Below are 24,392 nucleotides of genomic sequence, written 5' to 3' on the forward strand. Positions count from 1 at the left end.
CAACCACAAATCACCGGTTGAGGAAATTAGCCAGCAGCTGATGCCCCTGTTCGCTGAGAATGCTCTCCGGGTGAAACTGCACCCCTTCCATATCCCACTCCCGGTGGCGAATACCCATGATCTCCTGTGTTTCACTCCAGGCGGTCACCTCAAAGCAGTCAGGAAGGGTTTCGGGAGCGACCACCAGAGAATGGTAGCGCGTTACCGTTAATGGATTGGCGAGCCCCTGAAAAACGCCCTGCCCGTTATGCGTAATCGGCGACGTTTTACCATGCATCACTTTCGCCGCCCGAACCACGGTCGCGCCAAAGGCCTGCGCCATCGCCTGGTGCCCCAGACAAACGCCCAGCAGTGGGATCTTCCCTGCGTAATAGCGAATAACCTCCAGCGAAATACCGGCGTCATCCGGCGTACAGGGTCCCGGGGAAATGACGATTTTTTGCGGGCTCAGCGCGTCAATTTGCGCCAGCGTCAGCTCGTCGTTGCGCCTGACAAGGACATCAGCCCCCAGTTCGCAGAAGTATTGGTACAGGTTCCAGGTGAAAGAATCATAGTTATCGATAAGCAGGATCATGGCGGCTCCGGTACATAAGAACCGCGCTATTCTACTCAGTTTCCGGTGCTTCGCTTACCACTTTACGAAATATCGCCCGCAGTGCAGACAGGTCACCCATCGCCCCGCTCTGATTAGCCTGATTCCACTCCTCAACCGGAATGCCATCCCAGCTCAGCACATACCCTGCATGAATCGCTAACTGTTCGAAGAAAATACGCTGCGCCAGACCGCTACCAATGCGAAACGGATGCAGCACATTGATTTCGCAATAATAGTGCGCAAGACGATCGACAAACTTGTCTTCCGGTAATCCCACCAGCCAGGACTCATCTTCCAGGTCCTGCATCAGTGCATTGCCCTCTTTCTCGATATAGGCGAAATGGCAAAAGCGAGTATCGCCCTGGTAAATATCGACTTCGCGCAGGTGTCCCGCCCAGTCAAAAATATCTCGATACAGCTGGCGATGAATGGCGCACAGGTGCGGTAAGCCTCGTTTAAGCGGCCCCAATTCGATAGTCGCCGCACGCAGCGCCGTCAGTTCATAAGCCGCCTGCGCCAAACGCTGCGCCTGATGAATCCCCAGACGGTTACGCATGACATTCAGGCCCGGATATAAATACGGGTCTCGACCATCACCGAATTTATCGCTCATAGTGCCTCCTCAGCTCTTCAAGACGCGCCAGAGCGTCTTCAGCACTCAGAGTAACCCGTAGAATATCTACGCCTTCCAGCCGTCGACTGGCCTGGAAATTGGCGTTTCGCCGCTGTTCCCACAGCCTGGACTTTTGTTTATCGGTGAGTTTTTTCACGTGACCTCCCTGAATGAGCCGACACTTGCCACAAGTATAAGCAGCAATTTCGGGTTACGCAGAGAGAGGGGGGAACGCGGGCAAGAACTACCCGCGCTAGATACGATTACGGCAGAACTTTAGCAGAAAGGATAACAATCGGTTTTGACGGAACATTCTGGTATGGACCGACATCATGGGTCTGTACCTGAGAGATCTTATCCGCGACATCCATACCTTTCACAACTTTTCCGAAGACAGCATAGCCAAAGTCGCGCTGGCCGTGATCGAGGAAAGCGTTGTCTGCAATGTTGATAAAGAACTGGCTGGTCGCGCTGTCTTTATCCGCTGTACGTGCCATAGCAATCGTGCCGCGGGTGTTACGCAGTCCGTTATCGGCTTCATTCTTGATTGGCGGGTTAGGTTTCTTCTGCTGCATCTGCTCGGTAAAACCGCCACCCTGCACCATGAAGCCAGGGATCACACGGTGGAACGTAGTGTTGTTATAGAAACCGCTGTTGACATAATCGACAAAGTTTTGCACTGAAACCGGGGCTTTCTGACTGTTCAGCTCCAGCTCAATGTTACCAGCAGAGGTTGTCAGCAGAACATGAGGGTCACCTTTTGCTGCCAGTGCTGCGGGAGAGAGAGCAGAAAGAGCGAGAACAGCTGCAACAGCCGCCAGAGTCGATTTGAGCATGAGAATTCCTTAACAAGAGCAGAAATGAAGCAAGTGAATTGATTCTAAAGAGCCTTCAAGGACAAGGCCATCCCTTTACCTAATTTTACGTACTTGAAACAAATGTAACCTTACTGCCGCATGAATCAATGTGATTTAGATCACATACAAAAATGTAATAAACAAAGTCATTACCAATAAATATTTAAATACATCACAAAAGCGCCTAAAATCTGCCCGCTCACGGCGCAGTCAATGCGCCTTACACTTCTATACAGGCCAGTCATGACTAACAGCAACCGCATCAAGCTCACATGGATTAGCTTTCTCTCCTACGCCCTGACAGGTGCGTTGGTAATTGTCACCGGGATGGTGATGGGAAACATCGCAGATTACTTCCATTTGCCCGTTTCCAGTATGAGTAACACCTTCACCTTCCTGAATGCCGGCATTCTGATCTCTATCTTTCTGAATGCATGGCTAATGGAAATCGTGCCCCTGAAAACCCAGTTGCGCTTCGGCTTTATCCTGATGGTACTGGCAGTCGCCGGACTGATGCTCAGCCATAGCCTGGCCTTGTTCTCTGCCGCCATGTTTGTATTGGGTCTTGTGAGCGGTATAACCATGTCGATTGGTACGTTCCTGGTAACTCAAATGTACGAAGGTCGCCAGCGCGGTTCCCGCCTGCTGTTTACTGACTCCTTCTTCAGCATGGCCGGTATGATTTTCCCGATGGTTGCCGCGTTCCTGTTAGCGCGCAGCATCGAATGGTATTGGGTCTATGCTTGCATCGGCCTGGTATACGTCGCTATTTTCCTGCTGACCTTCGGTTGTGAATTTCCGGCACTGGGTAAACACGCTCAGCAGTCAGACGCGCCGGTAGTAAAAGAAAAATGGGGGATTGGCGTGCTGTTTCTGGCGATCGCCGCGCTGTGCTACATCCTCGGTCAATTGGGCTTTATCTCCTGGGTTCCGGAATACGCCAAAAGCCTGGGTATGAGCCTGAACGACGCAGGTAAACTGGTCAGCGACTTCTGGATGTCTTACATGGTTGGCATGTGGGCGTTTAGCTTCATTCTGCGCTTCTTCGATTTGCAACGCATCCTGACCGTACTGGCGGGTCTGGCCACCGTACTGATGTATCTGTTTATCACGGGTACGCCGGAACATATGCCGTGGTTCATTCTGACGCTGGGCTTCTTCTCCAGCGCGATTTATACCACCATCATTACCCTTGGCTCCCAGCAGACGAAGGTCGCCTCACCCAAACTGGTTAACTTCGTTCTGACCTGCGGCACCATTGGTACTATGCTCACCTTCGTGGTAACCGGCCCTATTGTGGCACATAGCGGCCCGCAGGCGGCATTGCAGACGGCTAACGGCTTGTATGCGGTTGTATTCGTAATGTGCTTTATTCTTGGCTTCGTCACGCGTCATCGCCAGCATAACGCGCCAGCAATGCATTAATCTCAGTGCCGGGGGCGCTTCGCTAGCCCGGCCTACACACTGCCGGATGGTATCCACATCATCCGGCATATTTTCGCCTCCTCTCTTCTTTCACTGGTCATGTAGGCCAATTCTTACAAAAACCCCTTAATTTGTACGCTATTTATACAAACACGAAAACTCAAATAATTCCGTCACTTATAAAAATGCTGACAAATCAGTTATATACCTCTTAAGGAGTATATAAGGGCGAATTTGATTTGCATCAATAAGTGCGGTTGCTGAATCGTTAAGGTAGGCAGTAATAGAAAAGAAATCGAGGCAAAAATGAGCAAAGTCAGACTCGCTATTATCGGTAATGGTATGGTCGGCCATCGCTTTATTGAGGATCTTCTTGATAAATCCGACGCTGCCAATTTTGATATTACCGTCTTCTGTGAAGAACCCCGCAAAGCATACGACCGCGTACACCTGTCTTCCTACTTCTCCCACCACACCGCCGAAGAGCTTTCTCTGGTGCGTGAAGGATTCTACGAGAAGCATGGCGTTAAGGTGTTAGTGGGCGAGCGCGCAATTACCATTAACCGCCAGGAGAAAGTAATCCACTCCAGCGCAGGTCGTACGGTTTACTACGATAAGCTAATCATGGCGACGGGCTCTTACCCGTGGATCCCACCGATTAAAGGTTCGGAAACCCAGGACTGCTTCGTTTACCGCACCATCGAAGACCTCAACGCGATTGAGTCTTGCGCGCGCCGTAGCAAACGCGGTGCCGTGGTCGGCGGTGGCCTGCTGGGCCTGGAAGCCGCTGGTGCGCTGAAAAGCCTCGGCGTTGAAACCCACGTGATTGAATTCGCCCCAATGCTGATGGCTGAACAGCTGGATCATATGGGTGGCGAGCAGTTACGTCGCAAAATTGAAAGCATGGGCGTGCGTGTGCACACCAGCAAAAACACCAAAGAGATCGTTCAGGAAGGCACCGAAGCGCGCAAAACCATGCGTTTTGCCGACGGTAGCGAACTGGAAGTCGATTTCATCGTCTTCTCTACCGGTATTCGTCCCCGCGACAAACTGGCCACCCAGTGCGGCCTTGACGTCGCACCACGCGGCGGTATCGTCATTAATGACACCTGCCAGACTTCTGACCCGGACATCTATGCCATCGGCGAATGCGCAAGCTGGAACAACCGCGTGTATGGTCTGGTCGCTCCTGGCTACAAAATGGCGCAGGTTGCCGTTGACCATATTCTCGAAACTGAAAACGCCTTTGAAGGCGCGGACCTGAGCGCCAAGCTGAAGCTGCTCGGCGTTGACGTCGGCGGTATTGGTGACGCGCATGCTCGCACGCCGGGTGCACGTAGCTATGTCTATCTCGACGAAAGCAAAGAAGTCTACAAACGCCTGATCGTTAGCGAAGATAACAAAACCCTGCTCGGCGCGGTTCTGGTTGGCGACACCAGCGATTACGGCAATCTGCTGCAGTTGGTGCTGAACGCCATTGAACTGCCGGAAAATCCAGATTCACTGATTCTGCCAGCACACGCGGGCAGCGGTAAGCCATCTATCGGTGTCGATAAACTGCCGGACAGCGCGCAGATTTGCTCCTGCTTTGACGTCACCAAAGGCATGCTGGTTGCCGCTATCAACAAAGGCTGCCATACCGTTGCGGCGCTGAAAGCGGAAACCAAAGCCGGTACCGGCTGTGGCGGGTGTATCCCGCTGGTAACGCAGGTCCTGAACGCCGAACTGGCGAAACAGGGTATCGAAGTGAATAACAACCTGTGCGAACACTTCCCGTACTCACGTCAGGAACTGTTCCATCTCATCCGTGTAGAAGGCATCAAAACCTTCGAAGAGCTGCTGGCCAAACACGGGAAAGGCTACGGCTGCGAAGTGTGTAAACCTACCGTGGGTTCCCTGCTGGCTTCCTGCTGGAATGAGTACATCCTCAAACCACAGCACACGCCGTTGCAGGACACCAACGACAACTTCCTGGCTAACATCCAGAAAGACGGTACTTACTCCGTGATCCCGCGTTCTGCGGGTGGCGAAATTACCCCTGAAGGCCTGGTGGCCGTGGGCCGTATCGCGCGTGAATTTAACCTGTACACCAAAATTACCGGTTCTCAGCGTATCGGTCTGTTCGGCGCGCAGAAAGATGACCTGCCGGAAATCTGGCGTCAGCTGATTGAAGCCGGTTTTGAAACCGGCCACGCGTATGCCAAAGCGCTGCGTATGGCGAAAACCTGCGTAGGTAGCACCTGGTGTCGTTACGGCGTCGGCGATAGCGTCGGCTTCGGCGTGGAGCTGGAAAATCGCTACAAAGGTATTCGTACCCCGCACAAAATGAAATTCGGCGTCTCCGGTTGTACCCGCGAATGTGCGGAAGCTCAGGGCAAAGACGTAGGTATCATCGCCACTGAGAAAGGCTGGAACCTGTACGTTTGCGGTAACGGCGGGATGAAACCTCGCCATGCAGACCTGCTGGCAGCAGATATCGATCGTGAAACGCTGCTCAAGTATCTTGATCGCTTCATGATGTTCTACATCCGTACCGCCGACAAACTGACCCGTACCGCACCGTGGTTAGACAATCTGGAAGGCGGTATCGAGTATCTGAAGTCCGTCATCATCGACGACAAGCTGGGCCTGAACCAGCATCTTGAAGAAGAGATGGCCCGTCTGCGTGAAGCGGTGGTCTGCGAGTGGACAGAAACCGTTAACACTCCATCCGCGCAGGTTCGCTTCAAACACTTTATCAACAGCGATAAACGCGATCCGAATGTCCAGGTTGTGCCTGAACGTGAACAACATCGTCCGGCCACGCCTTATGAGCGTATCCCGGTGACTCTGGTGGAGGAAAACGCATGAGCCAGTGGAAAAACATCTGCAAAATCGATGACATTCTGCCTGCAACAGGCGTCTGCGCCCTGTTAGGTAACGAGCAGGTTGCAATTTTCCGCCCGTATCACAGCGACCAGGTGTTTGCGATCAGCAACATCGACCCGTTCTTTGAGTCCAGCGTGCTTTCTCGTGGGCTTATTGCTGAACATCAGGGTGAATTGTGGGTTGCCAGCCCGCTGAAAAAACAGCGTTTTCGTTTAAGCGACGGACTGTGCATGGAAGACGAACAGTTCTCCGTGAAACATTACGAAGCGCGAGTGAAAGACGGCACGGTGCAACTGCGCGGTTAATAAATTTTTGGGAGGCGCAACGCCTCCCCTTTTTTGACGTATTTGTAGGTCTTTTATTGGTAGGCCTGATAAGCGTAGCGCCATCAGGCAATTGCAAAAGCACATTGCCGGATGGCGGCATAAATGCCTTATTCGGCCTACGGTTACGATTTCTTTTTATTTTTGTACTTCAAGGATAATCAACACATGTTCACAGACACTATCAATAAGTGTGCGGCTAACGCTGCGCGCATCGCACGCCTGTCGGCAAATAACCCGCTCGGGTTCTGGGTCAGTTCGGCAATGGCAGGGGCCTACGTTGGCCTCGGCATCATCCTTATTTTTACCCTCGGTAACCTGCTCGACCCGTCCGTACGTCCGCTGGTGATGGGTGCAACCTTTGGTATCGCCTTAACGCTGGTTATTATTGCCGGTTCAGAACTGTTTACCGGTCACACCATGTTCCTGACGCTCGGCGTCAAAGCGGGCACCATCAGCCACGGCCAAATGTGGGCTATCCTGCCGCAAACCTGGCTGGGAAATCTGGTCGGATCCGTGTTTGTCGCCCTGCTTTATAGCTGGGGAGGCGGCAGTCTGCTGCCGGTCGATACCAGCATCGTCCATTCGGTCGCGCTGGCGAAAACCACCGCGCCTGCAACGGTGCTGTTCTTTAAAGGCGCACTGTGTAACTGGTTGGTTTGTCTGGCAATATGGATGGCAATCCGTACCGAAGGCGCGGCAAAATTCCTCGCTATCTGGTGGTGTCTGCTGGCGTTTATCGCTTCCGGCTACGAGCACTCGGTGGCCAACATGACGCTGTTTGCCCTCTCCTGGTTCGGTCATCACAGCGAAGCTTATACCCTGTCAGGAATTGGTCATAACCTGCTGTGGGTGACACTCGGTAATACTTTGTCCGGTGTCGTATTCATGGGATTAGGTTATTGGTATGCTACGCCAAAATCGGAGCGTCCGGCTCCGGCAAAAATCAACCAGCCAGAGGCGGCTGCTAATAATTAATTAAGGGGTAATGTCGTGGACCATTTGCCTATATTTTGTCAACTACGTGACCGCGACTGCTTGATCGTCGGCGGTGGTGATGTCGCAGAACGCAAAGCGCGGTTACTGCTGGAAGCGGGCGCCCGTTTAACGGTTAATGCACTGGCGTTTATTCCGCAGTTCAAAGTATGGGCAGATGAAGGCATGCTGACGCTGGTTGAGGGACCGTTCGATGAGTCCCTGCTCAACACCTGCTGGCTGGCTATTGCCGCCACCGATGACGATGCCGTCAACCAAAGCGTCAGCACCGCCGCGGAGTCACGTCGTATCTTCTGCAACGTGGTCGACGCGCCAAAAGCAGCCAGTTTTATCATGCCCTCTATTATCGACCGCTCGCCGCTGATGGTGGCGGTCTCCTCCGGCGGGACATCGCCGGTGCTTGCCCGTCTGCTGCGTGAAAGGCTTGAATCCGTACTGCCTCAGCATTTGGGCCAGGTCGCACAATATGCCGGCAAGTTGCGCTCCCGGGTGAAGAAACAGTTTGCCAGCATGGGTGAACGTCGCCGCTTCTGGGAAAAATTGTTCGTGAATGACCGCCTGGCGCAGTCGCTGGCGAACAATGACCTGAAAGCCGTCGAGGAAACCACCGAGCAAATGCTCAGCGAACCGCTGGATCACCGTGGTGAAGTGGTGCTGGTTGGCGCCGGTCCTGGCGATGCCGGCCTGCTGACGCTGAAAGGGCTACAGCAGATCCAGCAAGCGGATGTCGTGGTCTATGACCGCCTGGTTTCCGACGACATCATGAACCTTGTACGCCGCGATGCAGACCGGGTGTTCGTCGGCAAACGTGCGGGCTATCACTGCGTACCGCAGGAAGAGATCAATCAGATCCTGCTGCGTGAAGCACAACAGGGCAAGCGCGTGGTACGACTGAAAGGTGGCGACCCGTTCATCTTTGGCCGTGGTGGCGAAGAGCTGGAAACGCTGTGCCATGCAGGTATTCCATTCTCTGTAGTGCCTGGTATTACCGCAGCCTCTGGTTGTTCTGCCTATTCCGGCATTCCACTGACCCATCGTGATTACGCTCAGAGCGTGCGTCTGGTTACCGGACACCTGAAAACCGGCGGTGAGCTGGATTGGGAAAACCTGGCGGCCGAGAAACAGACACTGGTGTTCTACATGGGGCTAAATCAGGCGGCCACCATCCAGCAAAAACTGATCGAGTTTGGCATGCCCGCAGACATGCCGGTTGCGCTGGTAGAAAACGGAACGTCCGTGAAACAGCGCGTCGTCAACGGCGTGCTTACACAACTCGGTGAACTGGCGCAACAGGTTGAAAGCCCGGCGCTGATTATCGTCGGTCGCGTGGTTGGACTGCGCGATAAGCTGAACTGGTTCTCGAATCATTAATTGAATGCTAATAAATGCCCTGATATTCAGGGCATTTATTTATGATTCACAAAAGTTAATATTTAATCTAAATAAAATATCATTCATCAATTTATTAATAATAGATACATTTCATAGCATTTTAATTCATTAAAAATATAATTTACTCTAACATTATCACGTCCTTATTCGGACTATTTAAAATCTTCCTTAGTTGATATCTTAACCGCCGAGAAATGGATTTCATCCATTTAAAAAATAGATATCTTACAAGGATTTTATCATGTTTAAATTTGCAAAAATCACCATCGTGGCAGGTGTGCTGGCTACGCTGACCGCATGTACTGGTCATATTGAAAACACAAAAAACAACTGTAGCTACGATTATTTATTCCATCCGGCGATTTCAATTTCTAAAATTATTGGTGGCTGCGGCCCGGCTGCAAATCAATAATATACGCGATTGCGCAGATACAAAAAAAACCGGGAATTTCCCGGTTTTTTCATTGTCACCCCTAAACCACCTCCTAGGGAGGTGGTGGTTGATCCTGTAAGGCTATAGCCTGAAGAATGCCCATGCCGGAATATCTCTGCTTACTCACCACAAGTAAAAGGAGACAAACCAACATGGGGCTTTACAGGAGTTCATCACATGTATATTGGCGTTGCAAATACCACATAGTCTGGACACCAAAATATCGATTCAGGATCCTCAAAGACAAGCTGGGCAAGGAGCTTTACAGGACAATCTACATTCTCTGCGGAATCAAGGATTGTGAAGTTCTGGAGTTAAATGTCCAGCCAGATCATGTACATCTAGTCGTCATCGTCCCACCTAAAATCTCAATATCAACGCTAATGGGCCATTTGAAAGGTCGCAGTGCCATCAGGCTCTACAATCGTTTTCCACACATCAGGAAGAAGCTCTGGGGAAACCATTTTTGGTCGCGTGGTTACTTTGTAGATACGGTAGGAGTGAACGAGGAAATTATCAGAAGATATGTGCGGCATCAGGAGAAAACGGAACAAACACATGAACAACAGATGGAATTGCTAGAGTAGTAAGCGGAAGGTGAAAGTAGCCCCCCTTACAGGGGGCATTCTCAAAAGCCACCTTCTAAGAAGGTGGTCTTTTACTTTAGATTTACGCTCACTCACATGCACTCACGCTTTCCCGCAAAATCCGCAGCACCGTGTCCTCGCCACTGCGATTGGGATTAATACGAATCGCATAGTCGCTCAGCTCTGGATTCGCTTCACGGAAGGTCCCGGAGAGGCGATAAAACAGCGGCGGGATTTCATATTTCGACTCCGCTCCTACCGGATACGGTAGCGCACCTCTCTCTTGCGCCGCTTTCAGCACACGGGCGGCAATCGGCTGGTGAAACTCCACGATCAGCACCTTCGACTGGGCATTGGCAATAACAGCCTGTTTCACCTCGGGTATCGCTCCACTATTGAGCAGACTCAGCAGACGCTCAGAAACGCCAGCCTGCACCGCATGCATCACCGGGGCGAAAACCAGACCGCGAAGTACCTCGAGCGCCTGCGCCCCCTGAATCTGGCTGCCGCCGGAATAGAGGGTGCTACGGATTTTAGCGATGACCTCTGCCTTGCCGACAACCGCCCCTACGCCTTCCGGGCCGAAGAGCTTAAAGCAGGAAAAGGTGGACAGCGTCGCCCCACACTCGCAGCCGATACCCTCTACTTTCATCACCGCGTAGTTATCATCGGTTAACGTCGGCACGTCACACCGTGTAATTTCCGCCAGTACCTCGGCTAAAATATAGCTGTCCTGTGGTTGTTGACGCGTATGCTGCACCAACGCTGCATCGGGGCGGTGCTCAGTGATAGCCCGCTTAATCGCCGAAAGATCGTTGAAATCAGTCCTGACCAGCACGATCCCCATCTGATCAATAAGCACCTGTGTAGTGGGATACACAGGCGCATCATGAACCAGAAGCTGCTGGCCGGGTTTGAGCAGTGCGGCCAGCCCGGCGCGAATAGCCCCGGTGCCAGCACCCTGAACCAGCACGGCGGCTTCAGCATGAAACGCCTCGGCCAGCACCTTTTCCACACGCTGCGTGACCCGGGGCTGATTCAGCCCCGGGGCCAGCCCCAAATCGCCACCGGCCAGAAAGTCAGCGCCAGGAAAGTGACGGCAGAGCGTATCCACCAGCGCAAACTGCTTTTGTTGTGCTTGCGCGAGCGTAAGACTTTGCAGAGGGAACGTCTTCATGTTTTACGCCTCCTCAGGCCGGAACAAACAGACCAAACCAGTAGAGAATATTCAGCACAATACCCGTAATCATCACCGCCACGACCGGGGCCGCCATCTTCTGCACCGGACGCCCTATCGATTCGTTAAGGAAGTAAATCGCCACCGCAATCGAGAAACCGGTGTAGCCAGCCATCTTAATGGCGGCAAAAATCGAGCCTATCAGCAGCGCCATTTCCATCAGCATATTCATCGCATTACGAATATTGTCCGATGCGTTACGCACTGACGGATAACGCCCCAGCCATTTGCCAATTGAGCGCAGCAGCAGCGCTTCCGCGGAAATCACGATAGCGCCCAGGATGGCCGCTATCCACGGGTTCGGAGCCAGATAACCAACGGAATAAACAAAGGTGAAGCCCGCTACCGCGTATACACCGGTTGCCAGCGCGGTGGTGGCAATCAACGGCACAAAACCCAACCCACGCATAAATTCCGCCAGCGCCGCCTGGTTAACCAGCGTCTGCGATTGCTCAGGCGTAATCCCCGCTGAATAGGCTTTTTCCAGCGTAAAAATTGAGACCTCGCTACCAGCAAAAATTTTCATACTGGCAACGGCGGCAATCAGCGCGCCGACAATCGCGATGTACGGCAGGTTTTTAATAATCCGTGAGGTTCGTTCTTCAAAGACCGATAGCCCGCTGGCATCCATCTCCTCATCACCGCGATGGCGAATATCATGCGTAATGGCGATCGCCAGCAGCATCATCATCCCCACAAAAATCTCAATTGATTCCGGGTTCAGATGCGGGAAGTAACGCACCACCACCACGCGGGTCATCAGTACTACCACCGCCGCGATAATGCTGTGCTTCCAGCCAAACTGGTAGAAAATCGCCACCAGCGGGAAGAGTGCGAATGCGGAAACCACCGGAGAACTCAGCTCACCGAGGCTGCCCAGTACATCAACCGGCAGCGCCGTGAGCAAATGGTTCACCGGCAGCAGGCAGGTCAGAATCAATATGCCCCAGATAGCGCCCAGACCGAACGCGAGCAGGCTGTTCATTGCCAGCACGCCGAGAATATCCGTCGGCAGAAACAGCAGCCAGGCGTTGAGCAAGCCGGTTTTCAGGGTAAAGGAGATCCCCACTGACGCGACAAAGCCGATACTCAGACCAAACGCGATACTTCCCGCCTCCCGGCGGTTCATGTACCCCTCGATCAGCTGCGGCAGGATCGGGCGGATGCCGTCATGAAAGACGGCCGCCGAGCGGTGTGCCAGAAGTGACGTCATGCCGGTCAGGCAGGCCACCACCACAATCTGAATATACAGATCCATAGTCATGCCTTTTATTTCAGGTGGTTAACCAGCATCGGAATCGCATGTTCAACATGTTCGACGGAGAGACCAAACGCCACTTTCCCTTCCGCAACCATTTTTGCGATATGTTCGTCTTTCGCCTTAATACCCGGCTTGGCGATAGTGCAGCTTTTGTTGTAGCCAATCACCGCGATGGCAATCGACAGTGCTGCACCCGCGCCGGTGTTACAAGCGCCGATGTAGTAATCCAGTTGTCCGGATTTCACCTTCATCGCCGCTTCCATATCGTTATGAATGGAGACTTCAAAGCAGCCCGGTGCTGCGGTTTCGATGGTTTTTTTAATCTGCTCACGCTGTAAGCCAGCAACGCCAATCTTTTTCATGATTCTGTCCTTATTGGAAAAATTTTGAGGGGTTATCACGTAACATCGTGTCCACATCGGCCTGACTGAATCCTGACTGGCGCAGCTGTGGGATAAAGGTGGTTAACAGATAGTCGTAGCCATTGCCGCCATTGGCTTTTAAATGCGAGCGGCGGGTAATGTCCATAGAGAGCATGACGTGGCTAAGCAGTCCACGATCGCGTATCGCGTGCAGCATGGCGATGCGTTTCTCGTCCGGGTAATAGTTGTTTTTTCCGATGGTATCGAATTGCACATACGCGCCGAGCTCGATCATGCGTAAGATATTGTCGAGATTATCTTTCAGGTCGCAGTGACCAACGGTTACGCGGGAAAGGTCGACGCCGTGCGCCTGTAGCAACACCAGCTGTTCCACTCCCATCGTGCTAAAAGAGGTATGGGTTGAGATGGGGCGTCCGGTTTCGATGTGTGCCCGTGCCGCGGCGATAAACACCTTCTCTTCAAGCGGCGTAATCACGCCTTCACTAGAGCCAATTTCCGCGATAATTCCGGCCTTCAATTCAGTACCATCAATACCGATGACTATCTCATCGACCATCTCCTGCGCGAGCTGTTCCACGCTGTGCGCCGCAACATGTTCAGGGAAGAACGCATCCTGGTAATAGCCTGTGCAGGCCACGACGTTGATTCCGGTATCGCGCATCAGGTCGAGCATGAATTGCGGATTACGTCCCATATAGCGGTTGGTCATCTCAATAATGTTGCTGACGCCTGACGCCCGGAGATCCTTCATTTCCTGACAAATGAGATCGTACTGATCTAACCGGCAGTCGAGGTTATTCTTAAATCCGGAGAGATCGATATGCAGATGTTCGTGGACCCAGGTGTAGCCCGTCGGATCAAAGTTCATAAGGTGTCTCCTGTAAGGCGCAATGCCGAGAGAAAAGAACAGCCGTTTTGTGGCGCCGCCGCGCCGAAAAATTCACACACCGTAGCGCCAACATCGGATAACGTCGCCCGGATGCCTAATTGCGCAGGCTCAAGCCCCTGTTGATACACCAATACCGGCACAACTTCCCGGGTATGGTGGCTGTGCCCTATGGTCGGATCGTTGCCGTGATCGGCCATGACCACCAGACAGTCATTTGGCTCCATAGCGGTCAGAAGGCGTGAAAGATTAAGATCAACAAGCTGCAGCCGTTCGGCATAACGTGCGACGTCTTCAGCGTGTCCGGCGAGATCGGTTTCCTGAATGTTGGTACAGATAAATACCGTCGATTCCGCGTTAAATTCGTTAAGCGTGATATCCATAATCTGCTGGCTATCCACCAGGTTTTGCCAGCTGCGCCCGTGCGGATTGCCAACGATGTCCGCCACTTTACCGACCAGCACGGTAGGGATTCCGGCGTCATGCAGTTTTTGCGGTACCTGTACCTGCTCATCTACGCCATAGCCCATATGCCTGACCTGAAAACCGCTTTCATACGCGCCGGAGCGTGGGGCATTAATGCCGACAAAGCGCCCTTCCATCGTTTCGGCGGCATCCAGAATGCGCTGGCTGTTCGCAAGCTGGCCGCCAAAGGTGATGACGCGCCCGACCTGAACCTGTTCACGCACTACGCGGCCAATCTTTAGCACCTCATCAAACGCAATAGCGGACAGGTTGGCTGTGACGTTGTAGACCTGACCTAAATCCGCCTCTAGGTTATCGCCCACTGCAACCGCATCGTTGATCCAAAGAAACGACAGGTCACCGCCGCGGCGTTCCACCTGCCAGCCCGCGACTTTCAGCGCTTGCTCAACGCGATCAATAACGTCGCTAAATGGCATCCGCAGCGGTGCCTGAGGCCGTGTGCCTAAAATCTCCTGATGGCCCATAAAGGTATCTCCCCCTTCATGCTGCAGCTCCGCAACGCCCCAGACTGCCGATTCCGAAGGTTTCATCACGCCCGGCGCAAAGCCCAGAGCGTTAATCAGCCCCAACTTCTCAAGCGTTGGCAGCCGTAACTGCGGGAGTTCGCCCAGGATATGACCACAGGTATTCGCTCCGGCATCCTGCGGTCTGACCCGCGTGACGTCTTTCATTGCGCCAACGCCAAAACTGTCGATTACCAACACCACAAATCGGGCCATTAGTCCTCCAGAATATTGCCGAGACTGTCGTATCGCGCGACGATTTCAGCTACGCCGCGCTGAATGCCCGACACCAGCACCACGTCGCTACGCGTCACGAAGATCTGGGTGCGAAAACAGAAGATCACCGCGCTGCTCACCGGAAACTCACCGGCCACAGGCAGGTAGTAGTCAATGCTGCTGTCGTCCACGGGTTTTAGCTTCGCTGCGATCGGCGCGTCATTTTCTGGCGTAAAGACCAGCGCATTTTGCGCATGGCCGCGACGATAATAGCCCCCGCCGTAGCAATAACTGTCTCCGCGAAAATTGTGCGATATCTCGCTCAACCACAGCATCGCAATGCGTTCCGGCTGGTCGCCTTTTTGATTGGAAGGAATGGTGCCGGTCAACGCATGACCCGGCTCCGCATGGGTGACGCCATATTCCGCCAGCAGGGGGAGTGACGAACAGCTACTGGCTGACGGCGCATTAAGCTGCTCAATGGCAATCCCGGCCTCAACCAACTGACGTCGGGCATTTACCAGCGTATGCAGATTAGGCGTCGGCATCGTCTGCGCGGAGTTTTCATCCCATAACAAGCAGGGGAAATGGGTGAGGCCGCTCAGGCGCAGGCCCGGCAGCCTGCGGATTTCATTGACCACATCCGTCAGATACATCAGCGGAAATCCGCTTTCCTGCCCCGGGTAGAGAAAATCATCTTTGTCGTACACCTTCAGCATCACATTCTGTTCACAACCGGCCTTCACCGCAGCAGCGGAAACTTCGCGCGCTTTCTCCAGTGAGAACAATGTGATGACTTCAGTACCTTGCGCTACAGCTTCATTGACCAGCCGCGACGGGATCTGCACCAGATGTCCCTGATGCGCAACCGGCAACCCGGCACGGCGCATGACGCGACTCTCCTTGTAATCGACAACCACGATGCCTTCATAGCCAAGCTGCAACAGTTTCTCCGCCAGCCACGGGTTACGTCCAACCTGTTTGGTCATCAGATACAGCGAGATACCATGCTGCCTCGCGACATCCAGCAGACGTTTGCCATTTTCAATGACCTGGTCAACATCAATGACCCAACTGTCAGGGGCGATCTTTCCCTGCTGCCATAACGCGATAGCGGCGGAGATTAGCGCGGGGTTCTGGCGTTTCAATGCGTCTATAAACATTTCTCTGCCTCGTTTCTAATCCTTCAGTTAAATATTCATTTTTTTGAATATTTAAGATGCAATAAGCTCATTTCCCAGTGATTTCAGACACCTTCGTTCGCCGCCATCCACAATCCATACAAGTTCGCCAACATATAGCCTTCTTCATTCGCGTGCAGCGCCACCGTAAACTCTTTCATCAGCGCCTGATGTACCAGCAAAATAGTTGGCCAGAGATGAGATTGCGCCAACTCCTCCAGCAACTCACCATCCAGCGCTTCAATCACTTCGCACTGGCGACTGCGCATTAACGCACTCGCCATATGGGTCATCGCCATGGTTCCTTGCTCGCTGTGAATCGGCAAACGCCACTCTTCATCCAACCGCCTGACCACTTGCAGCATGCCGCTACAAATATCCTTGTCGATAACGCCTGCTTCACACAGCAGGTTAAGCCTGTTTTCCATGTCGTTTGCCTTCACTTAATAACTGGGTTCCTGTTCACCGTTCGCCACTCGTTGTTGGTGGGCAAGCAGCGCCTCTTTGTTAACAACGGCGCGCAGTAGCTGCTGCATCGCATAATCCTCTGCGCGGGTAAGTACCACGGCCTCCGTGGCCTGCAGAAATCGCGGATCGTTGGTGAGCGGCGTGGTTTCTAACCCCAGTACCGCCAGCTCGGCCTCGGCAACCACGTTCCAGATAACCGCATCCACATCCCCTTTCGCGATGCGCTGCAAGCTTTCGTGATAAGGCATATCGATCAATTCAACGTCACGGTTGCCAAAACAGGCCTCGGTCATGATTTTCTGATCCGCCGAACGGTTATCGAGCCCGACACGTTTTACAACTGCAGATTCGCCCTTGCGACAAATTAGCTGATGCTCGCCAACGTAGGTATGCGGTCCCAGCGCCAACGTGATGCGCAGCCCGTCCTGAGCAAGGTAACTTTCCGCCGCCAGACGAGAAACCACCGCCATGTCGTAGACGCCGTTTAGCAGGCATTCCACGCGAATATCAGCCCCACGCATGTGTGCGTAATAAAACGGGATCCCATCGAACTGCGCTTTCAGCCCACTCGCCAGCCCTTCATATAAACGGGTGTAAGGCAGCGGCATCGCACAGACCACGTTATTAATATCCACATGCTTTAGCAGCGTACGGTTATCCATATCCACCAGATAGCTACCGTTACGCCCACGACGCTCAATACGGATTGCCCCAGAGGATTCCAGCGTTTTCAACGCAGCCTGAGTTAACCCTACCGATGAGTGACACTCGGCTGCCAGTTCATCAATAGTTTTCAATCTGTTACCGCACTTCTCACCGAGCAGATAACGGGCCAGGGTTGTCAGCACAACCCCCTCTTTCTTGATAAATGTCCGACGCATTTTATATTTTCAGTAAATTGAATATTTATATCTTCATTAAAGTGAAGATATAACGCAATGAGGAAATATGCAAACGGCGAGGCGCTTCACATTTTTTGAGGTTCACAAACCAACAGGCGAAAAAAAACCGGGCGTAACCCGGTTTCTTCAACAACACAGAGCGCATTACGGCTTGGCGACAAAACCAATCGCTTCGTAAACGGCTTTAAGCGTAACAGAAGCACGTGCGCTGGCTTTTTCCGCACCGTCTTTCATCACTTTCTGCAGGAAAGCTTCATCGTTACGGAAACGGTGATAACGCTCCTGAAGCTCGGTCAGCATACCGGAAACGGCCTCTGCGACTTCACCTTTCAGATGACCATACATTTTGCCTTCGAAGTGCTGTTCCAGCTCCGGAATGCTCTGGCCGGTGACCGCAGAGAGGATATCCAGCAGGTTGGAAACGCCCGCTTTGTTCTGCACGTCGTAGCGTACAACAGGCGGCTCTTCAGAGTCGGTCATCGCGCGTTTGATTTTCTTAACCACAGATTTCGGATCTTCCAGCAGGCCGATCACGTTGTTGCGGTTGTCATCCGACTTGGACATTTTCTTCGTCGGCTCCAGCAGCGACATCACGCGCGCGCCGGATTTAGGAATGAACGGCTCAGGCACTTTGAAGATCTCGCCATACAGGGCGTTGAAGCGCTGGGCGATATCGCGGCTCAGTTCCAGATGCTGTTTCTGATCTTCGCCAACCGGTACCTGGTTGGTCTGATACAGCAGAATGTCTGCCGCCATCAGTACCGGATAATCAAACAGGCCGGCGTTGATGTTTTCCGCATAGCGTGCGGATTTATCTTTGAACTGGGTCATACGGCTCAGCTCGCCGAAGTAGGTGTAGCAGTTCAGTGCCCAACCTAACTGTGCATGCTCCGGTACGTGAGACTGCACGAAAATTGTACTTTTTTCAGGATCGATACCGCATGCCAGGTACAGCGCCAGCGTATCGAGCGTTGCTTTACGCAACTGCTGAGCATCCTGACGAACGGTGATGGCATGTTGGTCAACGATGCAGTAGATGCAATGGTAGTCATCCTGCATGCTCACCCACTGACGCAGCGCACCCATATAGTTGCCAATGGTCAATTCACCTGAGGGCTGTGCGCCACTAAAAACGATGGGCTTAGTCATTTTTTGATTCCTGATTTTCGCTATGCGGAAGCCCGAGAGCGGGCAGTAGTTCATTAATACGGTCGTAAATAACGTCGGGTTGGCTCAGCGCGATCGACTCACCGTAGTTGTAGCCATAGGTCAGGCCAACGGACGGACAGCCAGCAGCTTTTGCCGCCTGAATATCATTGCGTGAATCCCCTACGAAGAGCATTTGCTCAGGCTTGATGCCAAGCTTGTTTGCCACCAGCAGCAGCGGATCCGGATGCGGTTTTTTATTCTGCACGTCGTCACCACCGATGACCACGCTAAAGTATTTGGCGATATCTAATGCTTCGAGTAATGGCGCGACAAACGGGGTCGGTTTGTTGGTTACCAGACCCAGCGGCAATCCTTTCGCATGCAGCGCGCCCAGCGTGTCGGCAACATCAGGGAACAGGAATGTCCCCTCTTCTGCGACATCACCGTAGTATCTGTCGAACAGCTTACGCAAAATACGTACCTGTTCCTCAGCGGGAATATCATCATCAACGGGCGGTTTACCCATCGTTTTACGTAATGTCGCGCGCTCCTGACGAGACCACGCCAGCGCGCGCTCCATCAGTACATCTGCACCGTTGCCAATCCAGGTGATAACGCGTTCTTCTCCGGCAACCGGCAATTCCAGCGCATACAGCGCCATATCCACCGCTGCGGCTAATCCCGGCGCGCTGTCGACCAGCGTGCCGTCGAGGTCAAATGCAGCGCCCCGAATATCCTGAAACTTATCCATGACTTACCTTCGCCAGTTCATTGCGCATTTCATCAATGACTTTTTTGTAGTCTGGTTGGTCGAAAATCGCGGAGCCTGCGACAAACATATCTGCGCCTGCAGCAGCTATTTCGCCAATGTTGTTCACTTTGACACCGCCGTCCACTTCGAGGCGGATATCGTAGCCAGATTCATCAATGCGACGACGCACTTCGCGCAGCTTATCCAGCGTTTGTGGGATGAAGGACTGCCCGCCAAAGCCTGGGTTAACGGACATCAGCAGGATCACATCGAGCTTATCCATGACGTAGTCCAGATAGCTCAGCGGCGTTGCCGGGTTGAACACCAGGCCCGCTTTACAGCCATGTTCTTTGATCAGCTGTAAAGTGCGATCGACATGCTCGGAGGCTTCCGGGTGAAAAGTAATGATGCTGGCACCGGCGGCGGCGAAGTCCGGGACAATACGATCGACCGGTTTCACCATCAGGTGAACATCAATCGGGGCAGTGATGCCATATTTACGCAGCGATTTCAGCACCATCGGTCCGATGGTCAAGTTCGGTACGTAGTGATTGTCCATGACGTCGAAGTGCACAACGTCGGCACCGGCAGTCAGCGCTCTCGCAGTGTCCTCACCCAGGCGGGCAAAATCAGCCGACAGAATTGAGGGGGCGATCAAATACTGTTTCATCCGCTTCTCCTTGAGATTTATTTCTTCGCAGGCGTTACAACTCCTGGTTTATACAGTGCCAGCAGTTCGTTCACCTTTTTACGCGTGCCGCCATTGCTGCTTATGCTGCGCCGCACTTTGACCTGAAAATGTTTCGCCGCTCGGTACCATTCACGGGTATCGGGCGTATCGTGGTTCGAAATTAACACTGGGATCTGCTTACTGACCAGCTTTTCTGCCATCTCGGCCAAATGCGCCTGCTCTTTCGGGCTAAAGCTGTTGGTGTGATACGCAGTAAAATTTGCCGTCGCCGAAAGTGGTGCATAAGGCGGGTCACAATAGACCACAGAGTTGCTATCCGCACGGTCCATGCACTCTTCATAGGAGAGGCAATGGAACTCCGCATTCTGCGCTTTCTCAGCAAAATGGTACAACTCGGCTTCCGGGAAGTAAGGTTTTTTATAACGCCCAAACGGGACGTTAAACTCGCCGCGCAGGTTATAACGGCATAATCCGTTGTAACCAAAGCGGTTCAGATACAAGAACAGCACTGCTCTGCGGAACGGGTCCTGGCTGGCATTAAATTCTTCTCTGAACCGATAGTACACCTCAGCCTGATTGGTTTCAGGCATAAACAGCTCACGAGAAGCCTGCACATACTCATCGGTACGCGTCTTCACGATGTTATAGAGACTGATAAGGTCGCTGTTGATATCGGCAAGAATATAACGAGAAAAGTCGGTGTTGAGAAACACCGACCCGGCACCCACGAAAGGTTCAATCAGGCACTCACCCTGAGGTAAATGCCGTTTAATATCATCAAGCAGGGGGTATTTCCCCCCTGCCCATTTTAAAAAAGCGCGATTTTTTTTCATGCTGACTAACTAATTACACCTTCTCCGGCTGTGGAGAAAGCTCCGACAGCATCCTGCGCTTTAGTCTTTGTCCCGCAATTGGGCGAAACAGCAAACCATTGCAGAACATATCCTATCTTATTTCAAATCGGCCTGAACCTGGTGCAGCGGTTTTGCCCACGGGTTTTTCGCCTGAATATCAGCGGGTAACGTAGACACTGCACGTTTCGCATCTTCTTTAGACGCATACACGCCTGTTACCAGAACATACCACGGTTGACCGTTACGCGTTGTCTGGTACACCACATAGTTCTTCAGGTTTTCTTTCTTCGCCCAACCGTTCAGGTTGTCGTAGTTAGAAGAACTGCTGAGCTGCAGCGTGTAATGGCTGGACGGCGCAGATTTTAACGCTCCAACGTTACCTGCACTTTTCGCTCCGCCAGCAACAGGTGTTGTCGTTGTTGCTGTCGCCGTTGGCGCAGGCGTTGCGGTCTGTGCTGGCGCCGTCGTGGTTGCTTTCGGCTCAACGGTCGCTTTCGGCGTAGCGGTTACCACAGGCGCTTTGGTTGTGGTAGTCGGCGCAGTTGCGGTTGGTTTTGCCTGGGCAACAGGTTTCGGCTCTGTCGGCGTCGCTTTCACCGTAGTTTGCGGTTTGCTCTTCGGCTCAATTACGGCCTGTTTACGTTCCTGATGCGTAGCCGCAGGACGTTCAGTCGTTTCCGTTTTCGCAGTCTGGCGCGCAGCATTACCATTACGCATCGGCGCAACGGTCGCAGGTTCGGTCGGCAGCGTAGAGTTAACCACAGCGTTGTTAACTTGCTCCTGGCCTTGCGGTTGTGTCAGAGCGTTGTTCAAATCGCCCTGCACTTCAACACGCTGCTGCCCTTCAGTTGCCGCAGGTGTCTGACCTTGAGTCGGGGTAGAGGAAATCGGTGGCAGGGAGACATCCTGCTGGGTATTGCCAGCAGTCTGCTCTGCGCCCGTTGCAGGTGTCGTTGCACTCGCCTGATCCGTTGCATTGCTGCCAGAGAGATCGATGCTCTTCTCACCAGATGCTGCCTGCTCATTGGAAGAAGATGAGGGGGCTTTCAGCGCAGAACCAATACCGATAATCAGCAGCAGCAGTACCAGAACACCCACACCCATCATCATATACTGGCGGGAGGCAGGCTTGCTGGCGGCTTTCTTACGCTTGCGCGGACGACGTTCTACACGCTCTTCATCCACGGTATCGTCATCAGATTCATACTCTTCTTCAATGTCCTGCTCTTCATCACGCTCTTTGCGTGCGCGCGCAGGACGGCGATCGTCAGCATCCAGATCAACATCATCAAAATTGATTTGCGGCTCATTATCGCGTTCAGACGATTGACGAGAACGACCAGTACGACGATCGCTGGGATCGGGTTTCAGCTCGTCTTCTGGTTTGAATTCATCCATTTAACACCCCACTCAAAGGTTAATGCTTACGACTTTGCACATAACCTGAAGCTAAAAGACCTACGTTTCGCAACGTAAGCCTGACCTTTCTTGTTGTTACGCCTGCTGGCAATCAGCAATAGCGTTAAGAACCACCTCGTGCGACACTCCGCCGCGCACTTCACTCTTCCCTATCGCTCGCGGAAGCACCAAACGAATCTCTCCCGCTAACACTTTTTTATCTCGCAGCATGTGCGGCAGATAAGCCTCAGTGGACATTTCACGCGGCCCGTTCACCGGTAAGCCTGCTCGCTGTAACAGCGTAATGATGCGCTGCGTATCAGCGGAGGTGAACTGACCCAAACGTTCAGACGTACGGGCAGCCATTACCATACCTGCTGCAACTGCTTCACCATGTAACCAATTGCCATAACCCATTTCAGCTTCGATCGCATGGCCAAACGTGTGCCCCAGATTCAGTAAAGCACGTAAGCCCATTTCGCGCTCGTCTGCTGCGACAACTTCTGCTTTCAGCTCACAACAACGACGAATACAGTACGCCATCGCCGGACCGTCCAGACGCAACAACGCATCCAGATTGTCTTCCAGCCAGCTGAAAAATTCACCGTCAAGAATGATGCCGTATTTGATCACTTCCGCCAGCCCCGATGCCAGCTCACGCGCAGGAAGCGTTTTCAGACAATCGAGATCCACCACCACGGAGGCCGGTTGGTAAAACGCGCCAATCATGTTTTTACCGAGGGGATGGTTTACGGCGGTTTTGCCGCCAACGGAGGAGTCGACCTGCGACAACAGGGTTGTCGGGACTTGAATAAAACGAACACCACGTTGATAGCTGGCTGCCGCAAAACCGGTCAGATCGCCAATCACGCCGCCGCCAAGGGCAACTAACGTGGTATCACGACCGTGCGGTTTTTGCAGTAACGCGGTGAAAACCGTATCCAGAACCGTCAGGCTTTTATGCTGCTCGCCATCGGGAAGGATAACGCTATCAACGTTAACACCCGCCTGTTCAAGTACGCCGCGAACCTTATCGAGATAAAGGGGGGCCAGGGTTTCGTTGGTCACCAACATAACCTGATCGCCCGATTTCAGCGGTAAGAATGAAGCTGGCTCATTGAACAAACCAGCCGCGATGGTGATAGGGTAACTACGTTCCCCGAGAGTGACTGTGATCCTCTCCATTACGCGACATCCACCTTAGTTACTTGTACCCGCAGACGAGTGTGTATTCAGCCAGAATTAGTTGCTTTCCAACATATGAATAATCTGGTTTGCTACGACTTTTGCGCTCTGATCGTCGGTGCGAATGGTCACGTCAGCAATCTCTTCGTACAGAGGATTGCGTTCGTCAGCCAACGCTTCCAGAACTTCACGAGGCGGTGATTCTACCTGCAGCAACGGGCGTTTCTTGTCACGTTGAGTACGCGCAAGTTGTTTTTCAATTGTCGTTTCAAGATAGACCACGACGCCACGCGCGGAAAGACGGTTACGTGTTTCACGTGATTTTACAGAGCCACCGCCAGTTGCCAGCACAATACCCTGTTTTTCCGTCAACTCGTTGATGACTTTTTCTTCGCGATCACGGAAGCCGTCTTCACCTTCTACATCGAAGACCCAGCCCACATCAGCTCCGGTTCGTTTCTCAATCTCTTGATCAGAATCGTAAAATTCCATATTGAGTTGTTGAGCTAACTGGCGCCCAATAGTGCTTTTTCCGGCACCCATAGGCCCAACCAGAAAGATATTGCGTTTCTCTGCCATTTTTTCGGTACTACTAAGACTATTCGTTAATGGTAAACCCGCTTCGCAGACACCCAGCGCAGCAGGACATGAACTGAAACCTCATAAGATATTGCGAGAGTCAGACTGAAAATTATCTCAATACTCAAGCGGGTTTGGCAACTGAATAAATCACCAAACCTAACGCATTTCTG

General features: G+C 52.7%; 26 protein-coding genes. 7 read left to right on the forward strand and 19 right to left on the reverse strand.

Features of this window, described 5'->3' with window-relative positions; genetic code table 11:
• Positions 1-10 precede the first annotated feature (10 nt).
• From pabA to ppiA, 4 genes are all read right to left on the reverse strand, one after another.
• Positions 11-574 (reverse strand): aminodeoxychorismate synthase component 2, encoded by a 564-nt coding sequence (gene pabA, locus E6P06_RS25445; protein ID WP_003847954.1) that lies wholly within the window; start codon positions 572-574, stop codon positions 11-13.
• A gap of 31 nt (positions 575-605) precedes the next feature.
• Complete coding sequence (locus E6P06_RS25450) at positions 606-1,208, reverse strand: putative adenosine monophosphate-protein transferase Fic (RefSeq protein WP_003023599.1); 603 nt, start codon at positions 1,206-1,208, stop codon at positions 606-608.
• Entirely contained in the window at positions 1,198-1,365 is a 168-nt protein-coding gene (locus tag E6P06_RS25455) for a YhfG family protein (RefSeq protein ID WP_003023597.1), read from the reverse strand. The genes E6P06_RS25450 and E6P06_RS25455 overlap by 11 nt, the downstream gene beginning before the upstream one ends.
• Before the next feature lie 106 nt (positions 1,366-1,471).
• A complete protein-coding gene (ppiA, locus tag E6P06_RS25460) occupies positions 1,472-2,044 on the reverse strand; it encodes a peptidylprolyl isomerase A (protein ID WP_003023595.1) in 573 nt (190 codons plus the stop codon).
• A 264-nt stretch (positions 2,045-2,308) separates the two neighbouring features.
• Between ppiA and tsgA the strand changes: the two genes are divergently transcribed.
• The 7 genes from tsgA (at position 2,309) to tnpA (ending at position 10,089) form a co-directional block, all read left to right on the forward strand.
• Entirely contained in the window at positions 2,309-3,490 is a 1,182-nt protein-coding gene (gene tsgA / locus E6P06_RS25465; protein WP_003847955.1) for an MFS transporter TsgA, read from the forward strand.
• Between the two features lie 306 nt (positions 3,491-3,796).
• Positions 3,797-6,340, forward strand: a complete 2,544-nt coding sequence (nirB, locus tag E6P06_RS25470; protein WP_003023592.1) for an NADPH-nitrite reductase large subunit — start codon at positions 3,797-3,799, stop codon at positions 6,338-6,340.
• Entirely contained in the window at positions 6,337-6,663 is a 327-nt protein-coding gene (nirD, locus tag E6P06_RS25475) for a nitrite reductase small subunit NirD (RefSeq protein ID WP_003023590.1), read from the forward strand. Before nirB ends, nirD begins: the two co-directional genes overlap by 4 nt.
• A gap of 186 nt (positions 6,664-6,849) precedes the next feature.
• Positions 6,850-7,659: a nitrite transporter NirC gene (gene nirC / locus E6P06_RS25480; protein ID WP_003023587.1), complete on the forward strand. Its 810-nt coding sequence runs from the start codon at positions 6,850-6,852 to the stop codon at positions 7,657-7,659.
• 15 nt (positions 7,660-7,674) lie between these two features.
• Positions 7,675-9,048, forward strand: coding sequence for a siroheme synthase CysG (cysG, locus tag E6P06_RS25485; RefSeq protein ID WP_003847958.1), 1,374 nt, complete (start codon positions 7,675-7,677; stop codon positions 9,046-9,048).
• Between the two features lie 262 nt (positions 9,049-9,310).
• Positions 9,311-9,481 (forward strand): YhfL family protein, encoded by a 171-nt coding sequence (locus E6P06_RS25490; RefSeq protein ID WP_003837939.1) that lies wholly within the window; start codon positions 9,311-9,313, stop codon positions 9,479-9,481.
• 173 nt (positions 9,482-9,654) lie between these two features.
• The gene (tnpA, locus tag E6P06_RS25495) at positions 9,655-10,089 is read left to right on the forward strand and encodes an IS200/IS605 family transposase (protein WP_041162689.1); all 435 of its coding nucleotides are present in this window, start codon (positions 9,655-9,657) and stop codon (positions 10,087-10,089) included.
• An 88-nt stretch (positions 10,090-10,177) separates the two neighbouring features.
• Here the strand turns inward: tnpA and E6P06_RS25500 are convergent, their stop codons facing one another.
• The 15 genes from E6P06_RS25500 to aroK form a co-directional block, all read right to left on the reverse strand.
• On the reverse strand, positions 10,178-11,266 hold the full coding sequence (locus tag E6P06_RS25500; protein ID WP_139935825.1) for an aminotransferase class I/II-fold pyridoxal phosphate-dependent enzyme: 1,089 nt from the start codon (positions 11,264-11,266) through the stop codon (positions 10,178-10,180).
• A 13-nt stretch (positions 11,267-11,279) separates the two neighbouring features.
• Positions 11,280-12,584, reverse strand: coding sequence for a YhfT family protein (locus E6P06_RS25505; protein WP_016151093.1), 1,305 nt, complete (start codon positions 12,582-12,584; stop codon positions 11,280-11,282).
• A gap of 11 nt (positions 12,585-12,595) precedes the next feature.
• Positions 12,596-12,949 carry a DUF2620 domain-containing protein gene (locus tag E6P06_RS25510; RefSeq protein WP_003023576.1) on the reverse strand — a complete coding sequence of 118 codons (354 nt, stop codon included), beginning with the start codon at positions 12,947-12,949 and terminating at the stop codon, positions 12,596-12,598.
• A gap of 10 nt (positions 12,950-12,959) precedes the next feature.
• The gene (locus tag E6P06_RS25515; RefSeq protein ID WP_016151094.1) at positions 12,960-13,838 is read right to left on the reverse strand and encodes a phosphotriesterase-related protein; all 879 of its coding nucleotides are present in this window, start codon (positions 13,836-13,838) and stop codon (positions 12,960-12,962) included.
• Positions 13,835-15,061: a phosphopentomutase gene (locus tag E6P06_RS25520; RefSeq protein WP_016151095.1), complete on the reverse strand. Its 1,227-nt coding sequence runs from the start codon at positions 15,059-15,061 to the stop codon at positions 13,835-13,837. The genes E6P06_RS25515 and E6P06_RS25520 overlap by 4 nt, the downstream gene beginning before the upstream one ends.
• Complete coding sequence (locus E6P06_RS25525; protein ID WP_119174621.1) at positions 15,061-16,224, reverse strand: YhfX family PLP-dependent enzyme; 1,164 nt, start codon at positions 16,222-16,224, stop codon at positions 15,061-15,063. Before E6P06_RS25525 ends, E6P06_RS25520 begins: the two co-directional genes overlap by 1 nt.
• An 83-nt stretch (positions 16,225-16,307) precedes the next feature.
• Complete coding sequence (locus E6P06_RS25530) at positions 16,308-16,670, reverse strand: PRD domain-containing protein (RefSeq protein WP_139935826.1); 363 nt, start codon at positions 16,668-16,670, stop codon at positions 16,308-16,310.
• A gap of 15 nt (positions 16,671-16,685) precedes the next feature.
• Entirely contained in the window at positions 16,686-17,591 is a 906-nt protein-coding gene (gene yhfZ, locus E6P06_RS25535) for a GntR family transcriptional regulator YhfZ (protein WP_032950381.1), read from the reverse strand.
• A gap of 165 nt (positions 17,592-17,756) precedes the next feature.
• Positions 17,757-18,761: a tryptophan--tRNA ligase gene (gene trpS / locus E6P06_RS25540; protein WP_003023564.1), complete on the reverse strand. Its 1,005-nt coding sequence runs from the start codon at positions 18,759-18,761 to the stop codon at positions 17,757-17,759.
• On the reverse strand, positions 18,754-19,512 hold the full coding sequence (gene gph / locus E6P06_RS25545) for a phosphoglycolate phosphatase (RefSeq protein ID WP_003023562.1): 759 nt from the start codon (positions 19,510-19,512) through the stop codon (positions 18,754-18,756). The genes trpS and gph overlap by 8 nt, the downstream gene beginning before the upstream one ends.
• Positions 19,505-20,182, reverse strand: a complete 678-nt coding sequence (gene rpe / locus E6P06_RS25550; protein ID WP_003023561.1) for a ribulose-phosphate 3-epimerase — start codon at positions 20,180-20,182, stop codon at positions 19,505-19,507. Before rpe ends, gph begins: the two co-directional genes overlap by 8 nt.
• Before the next feature lie 17 nt (positions 20,183-20,199).
• Positions 20,200-21,036, reverse strand: a complete 837-nt coding sequence (dam, locus tag E6P06_RS25555) for an adenine-specific DNA-methyltransferase (protein ID WP_003023558.1) — start codon at positions 21,034-21,036, stop codon at positions 20,200-20,202.
• Between the two features lie 117 nt (positions 21,037-21,153).
• Positions 21,154-22,455, reverse strand: a complete 1,302-nt coding sequence (gene damX, locus E6P06_RS25560; RefSeq protein WP_032950383.1) for a cell division protein DamX — start codon at positions 22,453-22,455, stop codon at positions 21,154-21,156.
• Positions 22,456-22,551: 96 nt separating this feature from the next.
• Complete coding sequence (gene aroB, locus E6P06_RS25565; RefSeq protein WP_003837915.1) at positions 22,552-23,640, reverse strand: 3-dehydroquinate synthase; 1,089 nt, start codon at positions 23,638-23,640, stop codon at positions 22,552-22,554.
• A gap of 57 nt (positions 23,641-23,697) precedes the next feature.
• A complete protein-coding gene (aroK, locus tag E6P06_RS25570) occupies positions 23,698-24,219 on the reverse strand; it encodes a shikimate kinase AroK (RefSeq protein ID WP_003023552.1) in 522 nt (173 codons plus the stop codon).
• Between the last annotated feature and the right edge of the window lie 173 nt (positions 24,220-24,392).

The organism is Citrobacter sp. CF971 (assembly GCF_006385635.1).
Lineage (GTDB): Bacteria > Pseudomonadota > Gammaproteobacteria > Enterobacterales > Enterobacteriaceae > Citrobacter > Citrobacter freundii.